Origin of the sequence: Bradyrhizobium sp. WD16, assembly GCF_024181725.1 — a bacterium.
In the GTDB taxonomy this organism is placed as follows: Bacteria; Pseudomonadota; Alphaproteobacteria; order Rhizobiales; family Xanthobacteraceae; genus Bradyrhizobium_A.
This window is the reverse complement of record NZ_CP028908.1, coordinates 4,782,750-4,800,516: the sequence shown is the minus strand read 5'-3', so window position 1 is coordinate 4,800,516 and position 17,767 is coordinate 4,782,750. Positions and strand designations below refer to the sequence as shown.

At 67.0% G+C, this 17,767-nt stretch carries 13 protein-coding genes and 1 tRNA gene; 11 read left to right on the top strand and 3 right to left on the bottom strand.

Going from position 1 to position 17,767, the window contains the following annotated elements:
• The first annotated feature begins 179 nt into the window (after nucleotides 1–179).
• The 5 genes from DB459_RS22210 to DB459_RS22190 all read left to right on the top strand — a co-directional run bounded on the left by DB459_RS22210 (nucleotide 180) and on the right by DB459_RS22190 (nucleotide 7,273).
• Nucleotides 180–254, top strand: a tRNA-Asn gene (locus DB459_RS22210).
• 626 nt (nucleotides 255–880) lie between these two features.
• A complete protein-coding gene (locus DB459_RS22205) occupies nucleotides 881–1,546 on the top strand; it encodes a protein-L-isoaspartate O-methyltransferase (protein WP_253707882.1) in 666 nt (221 codons plus the stop codon).
• 221 nt (nucleotides 1,547–1,767) lie between these two features.
• Nucleotides 1,768–3,171 carry a TolC family outer membrane protein gene (locus DB459_RS22200; protein ID WP_253707879.1) on the top strand — a complete coding sequence of 468 codons (1,404 nt, stop codon included), beginning with the start codon at nucleotides 1,768–1,770 and terminating at the stop codon, nucleotides 3,169–3,171.
• A 231-nt stretch (nucleotides 3,172–3,402) separates the two neighbouring features.
• The gene (locus DB459_RS22195; RefSeq protein ID WP_253707876.1) at nucleotides 3,403–4,203 is read left to right on the top strand and encodes a PopZ family protein; all 801 of its coding nucleotides are present in this window, start codon (nucleotides 3,403–3,405) and stop codon (nucleotides 4,201–4,203) included.
• A 277-nt stretch (nucleotides 4,204–4,480) separates the two neighbouring features.
• Nucleotides 4,481–7,273 carry a valine--tRNA ligase gene (locus tag DB459_RS22190; protein ID WP_253707874.1) on the top strand — a complete coding sequence of 931 codons (2,793 nt, stop codon included), beginning with the start codon at nucleotides 4,481–4,483 and terminating at the stop codon, nucleotides 7,271–7,273.
• A gap of 128 nt (nucleotides 7,274–7,401) precedes the next feature.
• On the opposite strand, the gene DB459_RS22185 is transcribed toward DB459_RS22190, so the two are convergent.
• Nucleotides 7,402–7,992, bottom strand: coding sequence for a DNA-3-methyladenine glycosylase (locus DB459_RS22185; RefSeq protein ID WP_253707872.1), 591 nt, complete (start codon nucleotides 7,990–7,992; stop codon nucleotides 7,402–7,404).
• Between the two features lie 229 nt (nucleotides 7,993–8,221).
• Here DB459_RS22185 and lipA point away from each other — a divergent pair, with 229 nt between their 5' ends.
• Together lipA and DB459_RS22175 are read left to right on the top strand one after the other, a co-directional pair.
• Nucleotides 8,222–9,175 (top strand): lipoyl synthase, encoded by a 954-nt coding sequence (lipA, locus tag DB459_RS22180; protein WP_253707869.1) that lies wholly within the window; start codon nucleotides 8,222–8,224, stop codon nucleotides 9,173–9,175.
• A gap of 4 nt (nucleotides 9,176–9,179) precedes the next feature.
• Nucleotides 9,180–9,647: a type II toxin-antitoxin system RatA family toxin gene (locus DB459_RS22175; RefSeq protein WP_253707866.1), complete on the top strand. Its 468-nt coding sequence runs from the start codon at nucleotides 9,180–9,182 to the stop codon at nucleotides 9,645–9,647.
• Here DB459_RS22175 and DB459_RS22170 read toward each other — a convergent pair.
• Both DB459_RS22170 and DB459_RS22165 read right to left on the bottom strand, forming a co-directional pair.
• Complete coding sequence (locus tag DB459_RS22170) at nucleotides 9,550–10,155, bottom strand: CinA family protein (RefSeq protein WP_253707863.1); 606 nt, start codon at nucleotides 10,153–10,155, stop codon at nucleotides 9,550–9,552. The genes DB459_RS22175 and DB459_RS22170 overlap by 98 nt on opposite strands.
• A gap of 32 nt (nucleotides 10,156–10,187) precedes the next feature.
• Nucleotides 10,188–11,369, bottom strand: coding sequence for a bifunctional 2-C-methyl-D-erythritol 4-phosphate cytidylyltransferase/2-C-methyl-D-erythritol 2,4-cyclodiphosphate synthase (locus DB459_RS22165; protein ID WP_253713660.1), 1,182 nt, complete (start codon nucleotides 11,367–11,369; stop codon nucleotides 10,188–10,190).
• Between the two features lie 251 nt (nucleotides 11,370–11,620).
• Between DB459_RS22165 and dusB the strand changes: the two genes are divergently transcribed.
• The 4 genes from dusB to DB459_RS22145 all read left to right on the top strand — a co-directional run bounded on the left by dusB (nucleotide 11,621) and on the right by DB459_RS22145 (nucleotide 17,766).
• Nucleotides 11,621–12,682 carry a tRNA dihydrouridine synthase DusB gene (gene dusB, locus DB459_RS22160; protein ID WP_256519221.1) on the top strand — a complete coding sequence of 354 codons (1,062 nt, stop codon included), beginning with the start codon at nucleotides 11,621–11,623 and terminating at the stop codon, nucleotides 12,680–12,682.
• On the top strand, nucleotides 12,679–13,857 hold the full coding sequence (locus tag DB459_RS22155) for a nitrogen regulation protein NR(II) (protein ID WP_253707857.1): 1,179 nt from the start codon (nucleotides 12,679–12,681) through the stop codon (nucleotides 13,855–13,857). Before dusB ends, DB459_RS22155 begins: the two co-directional genes overlap by 4 nt.
• 9 nt (nucleotides 13,858–13,866) lie before the next feature.
• A complete protein-coding gene (gene ntrC / locus DB459_RS22150; RefSeq protein WP_253707854.1) occupies nucleotides 13,867–15,309 on the top strand; it encodes a nitrogen regulation protein NR(I) in 1,443 nt (480 codons plus the stop codon).
• 186 nt (nucleotides 15,310–15,495) lie between these two features.
• Nucleotides 15,496–17,766 carry a PAS domain-containing sensor histidine kinase gene (locus tag DB459_RS22145; RefSeq protein WP_253707851.1) on the top strand — a complete coding sequence of 757 codons (2,271 nt, stop codon included), beginning with the start codon at nucleotides 15,496–15,498 and terminating at the stop codon, nucleotides 17,764–17,766.
• Nucleotide 17,767 lies beyond the last annotated feature (1 nt).

Here is a 17,767-nt window from a genome sequence, read left to right as displayed (position 1 = left end):
AATCCGGCGCCGCCGTCATTGCCGCGCCGGCGGTCCGAGAATTGGCGCCAAACGGCGGTCGGCCGAAGGCAGGTCCGCAAGTCTGTCCACCGGATTGGAAAAATTCGGCAAATACCCGCTAGGCAACCGACGGGGGCTTTGTTATACGCCCCTGCGTCGCCGGACCCGTCCGGCCCTGTTCCTCGGTAGCTCAGTGGTAGAGCAACCGGCTGTTAACCGGTTGGTCGCTGGTTCGAATCCGGCCCGAGGAGCCACACGCCTTATTCGCCGTTGTTTGCCCGCAGCCGCAAGCAACCGCAAACCACACAAAATACAGCGAAAGCCGAAATTATGGCCGCCGCCAGAGGCGGATCGGCCCCGGCCGCCAGGGGCTCTCTTTCCCGGCCAAGTGTTTCCCGGCCAAGTGTTTCCCAGCCAAGTGTGATCGACCTCACAAAGGGGAACCCGGACCCGTGGTAGCTCTCGTCCACCGGGGGGCACCAATTCATTTCAGCACGGATCCATTTGCCCGGTAGGCCGCTTCGTGTCCCGGAGCGGCCTTTCTGATTCCAGGGATGCGTCTGACCGGCGCCCCGCCGGGCACGGTCGCGACAAACGCCACCGCCATCGCCGTCAGGGGACGCTCTTCCGGGCGATCCCGAAAAGCGGCGCCCGCCATCCCTCGGGTCCTCGAAAAGGCATGTCCGAAACGCGGTTGCGGGCTCGGCCACGAGGCCTGAAATTGTCAAATCGCATCAAGCTGCAAGCCACGGCACGAGCCTGATTCGGTGACCGGTTGCGGTGACCGCTCGACCGCCTTGTGGACGCGTTGCGGCGCGGTTGCGTTTTGGCCCGCGTTGCACCAAAGATGCGCCCCGCCAATGGCAGGGGATGTTCCAGCATGACCAATTTTTCCAGTGCGCGGCAGAAGATGGTGGATGGGCAGGTGCGGCCCAGCAATTTCACCGATCTGCGGATCATCGACGCCATGCTGGCGGTGCCGCGCGAGCTGTTCGTTCCCGAGGCGAGGCGGGCGCTGGCCTATCTCGATCTCGACCTGGATGTCGGCGCGCCGGGCACTGCGAAGCGATCCCTGTTGAAGCCCGCCGTCCTGGCCCGCCTGCTGCAGGCCGCCGAGGTAACGGAGGACTGCCGGATTCTCGTGGTGGGCTGCGCCACCGGCTATTCAGCGGCGTTGGCGGCCCGTCTCGCCCGCGAGGTGGTGGCGACCGAAGCCGATCCGACCCTGGCCGCGACGGCCAAGGCGACGCTCAGGCAGGTCGGCGCGACCAACGTCGCCGTCATCCAGGCCCCGGTGGCCGCCGGCGCCCCTGACCGGGCGCCGTTCGACGTCATCCTGCTCGACGGCGCCACCCAGGTGGCCCCCACGACGCTCTATGCCCAGCTCAAGCCCGGGGGACGGCTCGTCGGTGTCTTCGCGACCGCCAACCCGCCGCGGGCCGAGATCGTCACCCGGTCGCCGGCGGATTTCGGCAACCGGCCGCTGTTCGACGCCTATGCGGCCGTGCTGCCGGGCCTCGAACGGTCTCCGGCCTTCGTTTTTTGACCCACGCGGCGGATTGTCATGCGCTGCAAGAACAAGCAGGTCGGGCCAGTGTGACCCGATTGCGCCAGCAGCGCTTTTTCGCCAAGCTCGCTCGGCATTGGGGATTTCCCACCTTCAAGGTCCCGCCTATGTTGGCGGGTGGTTGAGTCGGGGACACAACCGCCCGGTTTCGCGCGCCTGCATGGCGAGCGGATAGGGCGGGAGATGATGGAAAATCGGGAATGCATTTGAAGATCGCCACGGGGGCAGCTGTCGCCGCTCTGATGCTGGGGCTCGCGGCAACGGCCCCGGCGCTGGCCGACACCATCGAAGCCTCGCTGGTGCGTGCCTACCAGAACAACCCGCAGCTCAATGCCCAGCGCGCTGCGGTGCGGGTGACGGACGAAACCGTGCCCCAGGCTCTGTCGGGCTATCGGCCCAAGGTCTCGATCACCGCCAGCGCCGGCTATCAGTACAACGACACGGTCACCAACACGCCGAGCGGCCCCGGCGCCATCACGAGCGCGCACATACAGGGCGCCAATCCGCCACGCTCCGTCGGCGCCACCATCACCCAGACGCTGTACAACGGCCAGCAGACCGCCAATCGCACCCGCTCCGCCGAGAGCCAGGTGTCGTCGGCGCGCGAGGGCCTGCGCGTCATGGAGCAGACCGTGCTGTTCGCCGCGGCCACGATCTACATGGACTACCTGCGCGATGCCGCCATCGTCGAAGTCCAGCGCAGCAACACCCGCGTGCTCGAGCAGACCCTGAAGCAGACCCAGGACCGCTTCAATGTTGGCGAGGTGACCCGCACCGACGTCGCCCAGTCGGAGGCCCAGCTCGCCGCCGGACGCACCCAGCAGCTCATCGCGGAAGCGAACCTCGTCACCACCCGCGCCAATTTCCGCCGCATCATCGGCACCGAGCCGGAAAATCTCGCGCCGGCCTCGCCGGTCGACCGTTTTCTGCCACCGACGCTGGGCAAGGCCTACGACATCGGCTTGACGGAAAACCCCAACGTCACTTCCGCGATGTACGGCATCGATGTCAGCTTCCTCAATGTCAAGGTCGCCGAAGGCGCGCTGTTCCCGACTGTCTCCCTGGTGGGCTCGATCCAGCAGGCCTACGAGAATACGCTGACGGTCTACCGGTCGCTCAGTGCCTCGGCGGTCGCGCAGCTCAGCGTCCCAGTCTATCAGGGCGGCGCCGAGTATTCGCTGATCCGCCAGTCCAAGGAAACCCTGGCGCAGCAGCGCCTCAACCTCGAACAGGTCCGCGACCAGACACGGGCCACCATTGCCCAGGCCTGGGGCCAGCTCCAGTCGACCAAGTCGCAGGTGCAGTCGGCGCAGTCCCAGGTGACCGCGTCGGAAACGGCGCTGAACGGCGTGCGCGAAGAAGCGCGGGTAGGGCAGCGCACCACGCTCGACGTGTTGAACGCGCAGCAGGCCCTGGTCAACGCCCGCAACTCGCTGGTGACCGCCCAGCATGATCGCGTCGTGGCGTCCTACAGCGTGCTCAGCGCCGTCGGCCGTTTGTCGCCGACCGTGCTGGGACTGCCGACCACCGTCTACGATGCGTCGGTGCATTATCAGCAGGTGCGCGACAGCTGGGCCGGCGTCCGCACCCCCGACGGTCGCTGAACATTTCGCATCGCGCCGCGACTCGCGGCGCGATGCAAGATGATGCGGGATCGTCGTTGCGGAAGTGGCGTGTCCACAGCCCTTTGCTTGCAATCATTTGATGGCCTGACATACCTTTCAGAAAACATCTGAGGCGATTCGTGCCGGCGCGGCGTACGGCGTGTCTGCTTGATCGAATTTTCTTCCGCCGATGTGAATGCTGCTGAAGGGCGCTGTGATGTGGGGTCGGCGATGACGCAACCAGCAAGGGCACAAGAGCCCTCGATGGAGGAGATCCTCGCGTCGATCAGGCGGATCATCGCGGACGACGAAGGCAAGCCGGCGACCGCAGCGGTCCCCAATCCTGCTCCGCCACCCAATCCCCCGGCACCGGCGGCCATCACGCCGGCTGCCATCACGCCGCCTCCCGTCGCGCCGCCCAAGCCGGCCGCCAAGGCGGCGACGCCGCCACCGAAGCCGGCACCAGCCCCGCCGCCGCCAGCACCGGCTCCGCCGCCTGCCGCCAAGAATTCCCAGGAGGACATCGATGCCATGCTGGCGGGCTTCGATGCCGACACCTCCGCAGAGGATGTGCGCGCCTCCGACCCGCAGAACGACGTCTTCGAACTGACCGAGCAGATGGCGCTTCCCGACCCCGCTCCGGCTCCGACCCCGCTGCCGCGACCGAGCTTCCAGCCGGTCGAACCGGCGGACGATCTCGAGTTCGCCGAACCGCGCTCGGCGTCGATGACCTATCAACCGGCGGCGCCCCTGCCTGCGACGTTTTCATCCGCGGCGATGGACCCGCAGCCGGCTGCCGAGGCCGAGTTGCCGCCGTCGCGCCCGCTGATGTCGACCTCGACCATGGCCTCGGTCGAGTCGGCGTTCAATTCTCTGGCCAATACGGTGCTGTCGAACAATGCCCGCACGCTGGAGGATCTCGTCAAGGAAATGCTCCGGCCGATGCTCAAGGCCTGGATCGACGACAACCTGCCCAACCTCGTCGAGCGCATCGTCCGCGCCGAGATCGAGCGCGTGTCCCGCGGCCGCTGAGGCAGCCACCCTTCGTCCGTCCGCTTCCTTGCCGGATGCCGCCCGCTGCGGTTGACTCCGGGCGCTGTGGCGGCTTTTTAGGGCGGTGGTGCCGGATCGCCCGCGCTGAGCAGCGCCGCGGCCCGATCCGTCGGGCTGCCAAGGTCGCGCCTTCAGTTTTGCCTCTAAGACCTTGATCTGCCGTGCCTTACCCTCATCCGGCGCCAGACCGGCGCCGGTCCCGAACGCGTTTTCGTCCAGGCCGCGACCTGCCGCCCGACCGATGAATTGAAGTGCCATGATCGAGAAAACCTACCAGCCCGCCGAGATCGAAGGCCGCATTGCCAAGGCCTGGGAGGACGCGAAGGCGTTCCGCGCCGGCCGCCCGGAGCGGCGCGATGCCAAGCCCTTCACCGTCGTGATCCCGCCGCCGAATGTCACCGGCTCGCTTCACATGGGCCATGCCCTCAACAACACCCTCCAGGACGTGCTCTGCCGCTTCGAGCGCATGCGCGGCCGCGACGTGCTGTGGCAGCCCGGCACCGACCATGCCGGCATCGCCACCCAGATGGTGGTCGAGCGCCAGCTGATGGAGCGGCAGGAGCCGGGCCGCCGCGACATGGGGCGGGCCAAATTCCTCGAGCGGGTGTGGCAATGGAAGGCCGAATCCGGCGGCACCATCGTCAACCAGCTCAAGCGTCTCGGCGCCTCCTGCGACTGGTCGCGCGAACGCTTCACCATGGACGAGGGGCTGTCGCGCGCCGTCGTCAAGGTGTTCGTCGAGCTGCATCGCGACGGGCTGATCTACAAGGACAAGCGGCTGGTCAACTGGGACCCCAAGCTGCTCACCGCGATCTCGGACCTCGAGGTCCAGCAGGTCGAGGTCAAGAGCCATCTCTGGCATCTGCGCTATCCGCTCGAGGACGCGACCTTCGACCCGAACGATCCGTCCAGCTTCATCGTCGTGGCGACGACGCGCCCCGAAACCATGCTCGGCGACAGCGCAGTCGCGGTTCATCCCGATGACGAGCGCTACCAGCAACTCATCGGCCGCCATGTCGTGCTGCCGCTGGTCGGCCGGCGCATTCCGATCGTCGCCGATACGTATTCCGATCCCGAGAAGGGCTCCGGCGCGGTGAAGATCACGCCCGCCCACGACTTCAACGACTTCGAAGTCGGCCGCCGCCACCACCTGCCGCAGATCAGCATTCTCGACCAGGAGGCGCACCTCGCGCTGCTCGACAATGCCGATTACCTGCGTGGCCTGCCGGAAGGCGCCGGCGAATTCGCCGCCGAGTTTCACGGCATGGAGCGCTTCGCCGCGCGCAAGGCGATCGTGGCGCGGCTGGAGGACTTCGGCTTCCTGGAGAAGATCGAGCCCAACACCCACATGGTGCCGCATGGCGACCGCTCGGGCGTGGTGATCGAGCCGTTCCTCACCGACCAGTGGTATGTCGACGCCAAGACGCTGGCCAAGCCGGCGATCGCCGCAGTGCGCGACAGCGCCACCAGCTTCGTGCCGAGGAACTGGGAGAAGACCTATTTCGACTGGATGGAGAACATCCAGCCGTGGTGCATCTCGCGCCAATTGTGGTGGGGCCACCAGATCCCCGCCTGGTACGGTCCCGACGGCAAGGTCTTCGTCGCCGAGACCGAGGAGGAGGCGGTCGGCCACGCGCTCGCCTATTACACCGAGCAGGAGGTGATCACCGCCGAGCAGGGCCACGACATGGCGCTCGATCCCAGCCTGCGCGCGGGTTTCATCACCCGCGACGAGGACGTGCTCGACACCTGGTTCTCCTCGGCGCTGTGGCCGTTCTCGACGCTCGGCTGGCCCGACAGCGACGAGGACCTGCACCGCTATTACCCGACCGACGTCCTGGTCACCGGTTTCGACATCATCTTCTTCTGGGTCGCCCGGATGATGATGATGGGCCTCCACTTCATGAAGGAAGTGCCGTTCCCGACCGTCTACATCCACGCGCTCGTCCGCGACGAGAAGGGCGCCAAGATGTCGAAGTCGAAGGGCAACGTCATCGATCCCTTGAACCTGATCGACCAGTACGGCGCCGACGCGCTGCGCTTCACGCTGGCCGCCATGGCGGCGCAGGGCCGCGACATCAAGCTCGCCACCCAGCGCGTCGAGGGCTATCGCAATTTCGCGACCAAGCTGTGGAATGCGACGCGCTTCGCCGAGATGAACGAGTGCGTGGTGCCGGCGGATTTCGATCCGACCGCGGCGGATGAGACGCTCAACCGCTGGATCGCCCACGAGACCGCCGCGGCCGCCACCGAGGTCACCGAGGCGGTCGAATCCTATCGCTTCAACGATGCCGCGGGCGCCATCTATCGCTTCGTCTGGAACGTCTATTGCGACTGGTACCTCGAACTCGCCAAGCCGGTGCTGACCGGCGCCGACGGCCCGGCCAAGGCCGAGACCCGCGCCATGGTGGCCTGGGTGCGCGACCAGATCCTCAAGCTGCTCCACCCCTTCATGCCCTTCATCACCGAGGAATTGTGGGCGGTGACGGCGAAGCGGGACGCGCTATTGGCGTTGACGCCCTGGCCGGTCGGTGGCCACGGCCTGCCGATCGAGCGCCTGCGCAACGAAGCGGCCGAGGCCGAGATCGGCTGGGTCGTCGATCTCGTCACCGCGATCCGCTCGGTGCGTGCCGAGATGAACATCCCGCCGGCAACGCTGACGCCGCTGGTCCTCGCCGCCACCGGCGCGCAGACCGGGGCCCGCGCCGCGCGCTGGGACGGCGTGATCCGGCGCCTTGCCCGGGTCGCCGACATCACCGCCGCGGACCGCGCCCCCGATGGCGCGGTGCAGCTGCTGGTCCGCGGCGACGTCGCCGCGCTGCCGCTCAAGGGCGTCATCGATTTCGCCGCCGAGAAGACCCGGCTCGACAAGGAACTCGCCAAGGTCGAGGCCGACATCAAGCGGATCGACGCCAAGCTCGGCAATGCCGATTTCATGGCCCGGGCGCCGGAAGAGGTGGTCGATGAGCAGCGCGAGAAGCGCGACGAGGCCGAGGCCCGCAAGGCCAAGATCCGCGAGGCGCTGGAGCGCCTCAAGAGCGCGGCGTAGCTCGGAAAGCGCGCATGCTCGACCACGTCTCCATCACGGTGGCCGACGTTGGCTCTTGCGAGGCATTCTACGACGCGATCATGACGGCAACCGGCCCGAGGCCGTCTGCCACGCCCCGTCCAAACCGCTCAGCCCGGCTTGAACGGCTTGCTCAGATAGCGCGAGCCCTTGAGCCCGTAGCGCCAGGGCAGGTCGGCGGCCTTGGTGATGCCGATGCGCACGCCGGTGACGATCTCGGGCTCGGCGGTGCGCGCATGGAGCGCGATCGGCGCGGCATCGAGCGGCAGGCCGTTATGGGCGTCGGTGACGGCGAGGGCCTGACACAGTTTGCCCGGCCCCGAACACAGCGCGGTGTCGCTGGCGACGCCGCGACGACGCCGCATCAGCGCAAGGCCGCGGGTCGGCATCAGCGCGCGCAGCAGCACGGCGCTCGCCGAGCCCTTCGCCTCGCAGACAACGTTCATGCACCAGTGGATGCCGTAGGAGCGGTAGACATAGAGATAGCCGGGCGGACCGAACATCACCGCGTTGCGCGGCGTCTCGCCCCGATAGGAATGCGCCGCCGGGTCGGTGTGGTGATAGGCCTCGACCTCGACGATCACGCCGCCGATGCCGTCGACCAGCAGCGTCGCCCCGATCAGGTCCGGAGCGACAGCATGGACGCTGCGGGCGAAGAAGCTGCGGCGGAGGCGGGGCCCCGGCTTGGGAACGGGCGTCATCGGCGGAATTTACTGGAATCGGCCGGGCCGCGGCGGTAACCGCGGGGCCTGATATGGTATGGTTGGATTGATAGTGTAGCAGGTGTTCGCCGGTTGCGGCCAAGCGGCCAAGCGCCTAGTTAGGGGGCCCGAGGCGGACGCGCCAGATGCAATGGCGCGTGGCAGAATATTTCGCGTCAGTGCACAGGAACGGGCGTCCGCAAGCGGGGCGTCCTTGGACAGGTCTTCAATGGTTGTTCTGATCGATACGGTTTCCGACAAGCCGATCCGCCCCCGCCACCCGGAAAAGGTCAACCGGCCGGACGCCGTGTCGCCGCCGAAGCCGAACTGGATTCGGGTGCGCGCGCCGACGACGCGCGGCTACGCCGATACCCGCCATATCGTCAAGGAGAACGGCCTCGTCACCGTCTGCGAGGAGGCCGGCTGCCCCAATATCGGCGAGTGCTGGGACAAGAAGCACGCCACCTTCATGATCATGGGCGACACCTGCACGCGCGCCTGTGCCTTCTGCAACGTCAAGACCGGCATGCCGGCGCCGCTCGACGCCAGCGAGCCCGCCCACGTCGCCGAAGCGGTCCGCAAGCTCGGGCTGAGCCATGTGGTGATCACCTCGGTCGACCGTGACGACCTCGCCGACGGCGGCGCGCGCCACTTCGCCGAGACCATCGCCGCGATCCGCGCCGGTTGCCCGACGACCACCATCGAGATCCTCACGCCCGACTTCCTTCGCAAGGACGGCGCCCTCGAGCAGGTCGTCGCCGCCAAGCCCGACGTCTTCAACCACAATCTCGAGACCGTCCCGTCGCGCTATCTCTCGGTGCGTCCCGGCGCGCGCTATTTCCATTCGATCCGGCTGCTGCAGCGGGTCAAGGAGATCGATCCCTCGATCTTCACCAAGTCCGGCATCATGGTCGGCCTCGGCGAGGAGCGCCATGAAGTGCTTCAGGTAATGGACGACCTGCGCTCCGCCGACGTCGACTTCCTCACCATCGGCCAGTACCTGCAGCCGACCCGCAAGCACCATGCGGTGATGCGCTACGTCACCCCGGAGGAATTCTCCGGCTACGAGCAGATTGCCTATACCAAAGGCTTCCTGATGGTTTCGGCCTCGCCGCTGACCCGTTCCTCGCACCACGCCGGTGAGGATTTCGCCAGGCTCAAGGCGGCCCGCGCCGCCCGCTGAACACATGCCGAAATTCTCCAACCGCCGCCGCGTCGCCCACACCGCCGCGCAGATGTTCGATCTCGTCGCCGATGTCGAGCGATACCCGCAATTCGTGCCGTTGTGCGAGACGCTCAAGGTCCGCAGCCGCAGCGCGGGACCTGACGGCACCGAAGTCGTGATCGCCGACATGACCGTGTCGTTCAAGCTGGTGCGCGAGCGCTTCACCAGCCGGGTGACCCTCGACCGGCCGAACCTGCAAGTCCTGGTGGAGTATCTGCAGGGCCCGTTCAGCCGGCTGGAGAACCGCTGGAGCTTCGAGCCTCAGGGCGAGGGCGCCTGCACGGTGAATTTCTTCATCGCCTACGAGTTCAAGAGCCGCATGCTGGCGATGCTCATGGGCGCGATGTTCGACGCCGCGTTCCAGCGCTTTGCCGCGGCTTTCGAGCGGCGCGCGGACGAGATCTATGGGCGGTCGCGCGCGGGCGCTTGACCGCCGGCTTGGGTCCCCGGGCCAGTTCCGTCAACAGGCGCAGCGCCTCGATCACCGCCAGCCGGCGGACCTCCGTCCGGCCGACCGCGCCGAAGCGCTTCTCACGATCCACGATCCGGCCGTCACGCGCCGCCGCGGCGAAATGGACGAGGCCGACCGGCTTGCCGGGCGTCGCGCCGCCGGGACCGGCGATGCCGGTGATCGCCACCGCGAGGTCGACGTCGGCGCTCTCCAGGGCACCGACCGCCATGGCCATGGCGGTCTCGCGGCTCACCGCGCCGAAATTCTCCAGTGTCGAGGCATTGACGCCGAGCATCGCCCGCTTGGCGTCGTTGGAATAGGTGATGAAACCGCGGTCGACGACATCGGAAGAGCCCGGGATGTCGGTCAGGGCGCCGGCCACCAGGCCACCGGTGCAGGATTCCGCCGTCGCGATCGTCAGCTTGCGCATGCGGCACAGATCGAGCAGCAAGCGGGCGAGGGCGCGGGGGTCGCTGCTGGTGGTCATGACAATGGCCTCTGGCTCTCGACTCGCTGCGCCTATTCGGACCAGGGTAGGCGAATGGTGGCGCTCGCCGTCGCGGCGATGCCTTCCTGACGACCGGTGAACCCGAGCCGTTCCGTGGTGGTCGCCTTCACGGCGACGCGCGACAGCGGCAGTCCGGTGATTTCGGCGATGCGGGCGCGCATCGTCTCGCGCAGCGGACCGATCTTCGGAGTTTCGCAGATCAGCGTCACCTCGAGATGGGCGACGCGACCGCCGCGGGCGGCGACGCGCTCCATGGCGTGGATGAGAAACTGATCGGACGCCGCCCCCTTCCACTTCGGATCGCTCGGCGGGAAATGCGAACCGATATCGCCGTCAGCCAGCGCCCCGAGAACGGCATCGACCAGCGCATGCAGCCCGACGTCGCCGTCGGAATGGGCGAGAAAGCCGCGGCCATAGGGCACGCGCACGCCGCACAGCATCAGGTGATCACCGTCGCCGAAGGCGTGAACGTCGAACCCGGTGCCGGTGCGGATGTCACTGAGCGCAGCAACGAGACGGGCCTCCTCGCGCGCGAAATCTTCCGGTGTGGTGAGCTTCATGTTCGCAAGATCGCCTTCAAAGGTCGCCACCGTCAATCCCGCCCATTCGGCAATCGCCGCATCATCGGTGAAATCGTCGCGGCCCTCGCGCGCCGCGCGGCGATGCGCATCGAGGATCGTCTCGAAGTGGAACGCCTGCGGCGTCTGGGCGATTCGCAGCTGCGCGCGATCGGGCGTCGCATCGACATCGCCAATCGTCGTGACGTGCTTGATGGTATCGGTCACCGCAACCACCGGGATCGCGGCGCCGGTCCGGGCCGCTGCGGCGACAGCGCGGGAAATCACCGCAGGCGTGACGAAGGCGCGCGCCGCGTCGTGGATCAGAACAATGTCGGGGGGATCGGCCGCAAGCGCTTCGAGCCCGGCGCGCACGGAGCCCTGGCGGGTGGCGCCGCCGCTCACCGGGGGAAGGTGGCGAAGTCCTCGCACCGCCTCCTCGAAAATCCCGGAATCGTCGGGATTGAGCACGGGCTGGACCAATGCAATTTCCGCATGGTTGCAAAACGGCGCCATGGCCCGGGCAATCACGGTGCGCCCACCGATCGTCCGGTACTGCTTCGGCCCACCCGCACCGGCCCGCAGGCCGCGTCCGGCGGCAACGATGATGACGGCGGCTTTCGGGGCTAGGCTCATGAGATTGCTCGAAATTCTTAAAGAAGGCGGGGCAGGCGAGGGGGCCGTGGACGGGCCCAAGGGCGCTCGACGCAAAGCCCCATAGCACGGCCGACGGGAGATTCCGCACGAATCCGTGACTGTGCGTAAAGCCCACGCAATTTGCTGCAGCGCACTTGAAAGTCGCCGCCAATTGTCTAAACTGTAGGCATGTCGCGCAGATGCATAAAAGATATGCGACAGAGGCCGCAATGACGCGGCGCTTATAGGCAATGAGAAGAGTTTTGGCAGCCACCGCCAGCCCGACGTGCGAATCGTTTGCGAGCACGCCTTTCTCGATCGGCGGAGTCAGCCTCCCCAACAGGGTGCTGCTCGCCCCCATGTCGGGCATCACCGACGCACCGGTGCGCCGGCTCGCCGCGGAATTGGGCGCCGGACTCGTCGTCTCCGAAATGACGGCCAGCGAAGATCTCGCCCAGGGGTTGCGTCGCTCGCGGCTGCGCAGCGAGGCCACCGGGGTCGGTCCCCATGTGGTCCAGCTCGCCGGCTGTGAGTCCCGCTGGATGGCCGAAGGCGCCCGGATTGCCGAAGAGGCCGGCGCCGACATCATCGACATCAATATGGGATGCCCGGCGCGGCACGTGACCGGCGGACAGTCCGGTTCGGCCCTGATGCGCGACCTCGATCACGCCCTCGGACTGATCGAGGCCACGGTGTCCGCCGTTCGCGTGCCGGTGACCCTGAAAATGCGTCTGGGCTGGGACGAGCGCAGTCTCAATGCGCCCGAACTCGCCCGTCGCGCCGAGGCTGCCGGCATCCGCATGATCACCGTGCACGGCCGCACCCGCTGTCAGTTCTACAAGGGCGAGGCGGACTGGTCGGCAGTGCGCCGGGTCCGCGAGGCGACGCGCCTGCCGCTGGTCGTCAATGGCGACATCACCTCGTTCGAACGCGCGCTCGCCGCACTGGAGCTGTCCGGCGCCGATGCGGTGATGATCGGCCGCGGCGCCCAGGGCCAGCCCTGGCTGCCCGGTCAGATTGCACGGCGCCTGCACACCGGCAACGTCGAGGCGGTGCCGCCGCTCGTGACGCAACTCGCGCTGTTGCGACGCCTCTATGACGAAGTGCTGGCCCACTACGGCGTCAGAGTCGGGCTGCGCCACGCCCGCAAGCATCTGGGCTGGGCGCTCGACGTCGCGGCGCGCAGTTGCGCGGCGCCCGCCGAGCGGCTGGCCCACTGGCGCGGCAAGATCCTGACCGCCGAGGACAGCGGCTTCGTGCACCGCGCTCTCGATGCCGCGTTCGATGATTTCGCATGGAGATCCGCCGCATGACCATGGCTGCAGAAAACCGCGTCGCGCTGAACAGCGACAGCGAGGCGATCCTCAACGCGCTGCCCAACCCGGTGATGCTCGTCGGGCCGGACGGCAAGATCGTCGAAGCCAATATGGCTGTCGAATCCTTCTTCGAGACTTCGATCCAGCTGCTGCAGCGCCAGTCGCTGAAGGATCTCGTGCCGTTCGGCAGTCCGCTCCTGGCGCTGATCGACCAGGTCCGCCAGAACAACGCCGCGGTCAACGAATACAAGGTTGATCTCGGCACCCCGCGGATGGGCGGCGTGCGGCAGGTCGACCTGCATGTGGCGCCGGTGACCGAGCGGCCGGGCCATATCGTGGTGATGCTGCAGGAGCGCACCATCGCCGACAAGATGGACCGCCAGCTGACCCACCGCAGCGCAGCGCGCTCGGTGATCGCGCTCGCCGCGATGCTGGCCCACGAGATCAAGAATCCGCTGTCGGGAATTCGCGGCGCAGCGCAGCTGCTCGAGCAGGCGGCATCGCCCGAGGACCGCACCTTGACGCGGCTGATCTGCGACGAGGCGGACCGCATCGTCACCCTGGTCGATCGCATGGAAGTGTTCGGCGACGAGCGGCCGGTGCCGCGCGGCCCGGTGAACATCCATTCGGTTCTCGATCACGTCAAACGCCTGGCCCAGTCCGGCTTCGCCCGCGAGATCAAGTTCGTCGAGGACTACGATCCGTCGCTGCCGCCGGTGCTCGCCAACCAGGACCAGCTCATCCAGGTCTTCCTCAACCTCGTCAAGAACGCAGCTGAAGCCGTGGCGGACCTCGGCAGCGACGCGGAGATCCAGCTCACCACCGCGTTCCGGCCCGGCGTGCGGCTGTCGGTGCCCGGCAAGAAATCGCGGGTGTCGCTGCCGCTGGAATTCTGCGTCAAGGACAACGGTCCCGGCGTGCCCGAAGACCTGATGCCCAACCTGTTCGATCCCTTCGTCACCACCAAGCCGACCGGCAGCGGCCTCGGGCTGGCGCTGGTCGCCAAGATCGTCGGCGATCACGGCGGGATCATCGAATGCGAGTCGGTGCCGCGGCGGACGATCTTCCGCGTGCTGCTGCCCATGTACAACGAAGCCAATATCCAGGCTCACAACAACAACGGCAATGGCGGATCGGGACCGTCGGCGTCGTCCAACCATCGTGCAGGATGAGATTCGAAGATGGCTACAGGTAGCATTCTGGTCGCAGACGACGACACCGCCATTCGGACGGTGCTCAATCAGGCCCTGTCCCGTGCGGGCTATGAGGTGCGGCTCACGGGTAATGCCGCGACGCTGTGGCGCTGGGTCAGCCAGGGCGAAGGCGATCTCGTCATCACCGACGTGGTGATGCCGGACGAAAACGCCTTCGACCTGCTGCCGCGGATCAAGAAGATGCGGCCGAACCTGCCGGTCATCGTCATGAGCGCGCAGAACACCTTCATGACGGCGATCCGCGCCTCCGAGCGCGGCGCCTATGAATATCTGCCCAAGCCGTTCGACCTGAAGGAGCTGATCGCCATCGTCGGCCGTGCGCTCGCCGAGCCCAAGGAGCGGGCGGCCCACCACGCCGACGAGAACGAATTCGATTCGATCCCGCTGGTCGGCCGCTCGCCGGCGATGCAGGAGATCTACCGGGTGCTGGCGCGCCTGATGCAGACCGACCTCACGGTGATGATCTCCGGCGAATCCGGCACCGGCAAGGAACTGGTGGCGCGCGCGCTGCACGACTACGGCAAGCGCCGCAACGGTCCCTTCGTCGCGGTCAACATGGCGGCGATTCCGCGCGACCTCATCGAGTCCGAACTGTTCGGCCACGAGCGCGGCGCCTTCACCGGCGCCAATACGAGGGCGACCGGCCGTTTCGAGCAGGCCGAAGGCGGCACGCTGTTCCTCGACGAGATCGGCGACATGCCGATGGAGGCGCAGACCCGACTGTTGCGGGTGCTGCAGCAGGGCGAATACACCACGGTCGGCGGCCGCACGCCGATCAAGACCGACGTGCGCATCGTCGCGGCCAGCAACAAGGACCTGCGCATCCTGATCCAGCAGGGCCTGTTCCGCGAAGACCTGTTCTTCCGCCTCAACGTCGTGCCGCTGCGGCTGCCGCCGCTGCGCGAACGCATCGAGGACTTGCCGGACCTCGTTCGTCACTTCTTCGCGCTTGCCGAGAAGGACGGACTGCCGCCCAAGAAGCTCGATGCCCAGGCGCTGGAGCGGCTCAAGCAGCACCGATGGCCCGGCAACGTCCGCGAACTCGAAAATCTCGCGCGCCGGCTGGCGGCGCTCTATCCCCAGGATGTCATCACCGGCTCGGTGATCGAAGGCGAACTGGCACCGCCGACGGTGACTTCGGGCAGCAGTTCGCCCCAGACGGTGGACAATCTCGGCGGCGCGGTGGAGACCTATCTCTCGACCCATTTCGCCGGCTTCCCCAACGGCATGCCGCCGCCGGGGCTCTATCACCGCATCCTGCGCGAGATCGAGGTGCCGCTGCTCACCGCCGCCCTGGCGGTGACGCGGGGCAACCAGATCCGGGCCGCCGACCTCCTCGGGCTCAACCGCAACACCCTGCGCAAGAAGATCAGGGACCTCGATATCCAGGTCTTCCGCACCGGCGGCTGAGAGACGAAGGATCCCGGGAAAAAATCCCGGGATAAATCGGACAAAAGCCGGGCGGGGCCTTTTCTGGCCCGCCGCGCCGTGGAATTGTCGCAATTCGGCAACACATTGTTGTAGCTTTGCATCAGTTGAGCCTGTTCCGACGCTCCGACTGAACTTTCCCCAGCGCCTCGGCGACCGTCTTTTGGAATGACTACGGCAGAAACGTCGGCAGCCACCTTCGATCACTCGTTTGGAGAGCCGCGTGGCTGGTCGCTGCGCCGGCTGCTGGTGCCGTTGGCCGTCGGCCTCGCCCTGCTGTCGGCCTTCCTGACCTTCGTGGTCCTCACCGAACTGACCCCGATCCGGGCCACCGACCGCGTCGTCACCACCTTCCTGGCCATCAACACCGGCACCATCCTGATGCTGGTCGCGATCATCGTCCGGGAAATCTGGAAGGTGATCCAGGCCCGCCGGCGCGGCCGCGCCGCCGCCCGGCTGCATGTCCAGATCGTCGCGCTGTTCTCGTTCATCGCCGTGCTGCCGGCCGTGCTGGTGTCGATCGTCGCCAACGTCACCATCGACCGCGGCCTCGACCGCCTGTTCTCGGTCCGTACCCGGGCGGTCATCGAGAATTCGCTGATCGTCGCCAACGCCTATCTGCACGAACACGGTCAGCTTATCCGCGGCGACATCATCGGCATGGCCAGCGACATCGCGCGGGCGCGGCCGCTGTTCGATCAGGACCGGGCCTCGTTCCGCGAACTTCTCACCTCGGACGCGGCGGCGCGCAACCTGCCGGGCGCCATGCTGATCGACAAGGACCGCAACGTGCTGGAGACGGCCCAGACCGGCATCGTCCAGAACTTCACCACGCCGGCCCCGGAATTCCTGCAGAACGTCGGCGACGACGAGCCGCAGATCGCGGTGTTCGTCGAGGGCAATTACGTCGCGGCGGTGATCCGTCTGCGCGCCTTCACCGACACCTTCCTCTATGTGGCGCGCCTGCTCGATCCGCGGGTGGTGGCCCAGTTGCGCCAGACCCAGGAGAGCGTCGCGATCTATTCGGCGCTCGAGGCCAAGCGCCTCGGCATCCAGGTGGCCTTCGCCCTGATGTTCACGGTGATTGCGCTGACGGTGCTGATGTCCGCGGTGCTGATCGGACTGAATTTCGCCAACTGGCTGGTTGCACCGATCCGGCGGCTGATGGGCGCCGCGAGCCTGGTCTCGACCGGCGACCTGCACGTCCAGGTGCCGGTCAACCGGTCCGAAGGCGATCTCGCCCGGCTCGGCGAGACCTTCAACAAGATGACCCAGGAGCTGCGCACCCAGCGCGACGAACTGGTCGGCGCCAGCGAGGTGATCGACAGCCGTCGGCGCTTCATCGAGGCGGTGCTGTCCTCGGCGAGCGCCGGCATCATCGGTATCGACGCGGCCGACAAGATCGGCATCCTCAACCGCTCGGCGGAGAAGCTGATCGGCCATTCCGAATCGGAGACGCTCGGCCGGCCGCTGTCGGAAATCATTCCCGAACTCAACGAGCTGATGGCCACGGCGCGCGAAGGCGCGCAGCGCATGGTGCAGGGCGAGATCACCGTTACCCGCAACGACCGCGAGCGGAACCTGTCGGTGCGGATCAGCGCCGAGCACAACAGCGCCTCGCGCGACAGCTACATCATCACCCTCGACGACATCACTGAACTCGTGACCGCCCAGCGCACCTCGGCCTGGGGCGACGTCGCCCGCCGCATCGCCCACGAGATCAAGAATCCGCTGACCCCGATCCAGCTCTCGGCCGAGCGTATCCGGCGCAAGTTCGGCAAGGTGATCATCGAGGACAAGCCGATCTTCGAGCAGTGCACCGACACCATCGTCCGGCAGGTCGACGACATCCGCCGCATGGTCGACGAATTCTCGCGCTTCGCCCGCATGCCGAAGCCGGTGATGGAGCCGGAGGATGTCGCCGATACGGTGCGCCAGGTGGTGTTCCTGATGCGGGTCGGCCATCCGGACATCGAGATCGAGGCGGAGATCAAGGAAGACCCGATGCCGGCGCGGTTCGACCGCCGGCTGATCTCCCAGGGATTGCAGAACATCATCAAGAATGCCGCCGAGGCGATCGGCGCGGTGCCGCCGGACGTGCTCGGCCGCGGCCGCATCGACGTCATCGCCGGCCGCGACGGCGACGACGTCGTCATCGACGTTGTCGACAACGGAATCGGCCTACCCAAAGAAAGTCGTTCGCGACTGCTGGAGCCGTATGTCACGACGCGCGAGAAGGGAACGGGCCTTGGTCTTGCCATCGTCGGGCGCGTATTGGAGGACCACGGCGGGCGCATCGAACTCAACGATGCGTCGAATCTGCGTCCCGGCGCCAGAGGCGCCTGGATGCGACTGCGGTTTGCAGCTTCGGGACATGCCGCCGGCACCGCGTCCGCCGAAGCAAAAGCCGAATCGGCTTTGGAACAGAAGCAGGCATGAC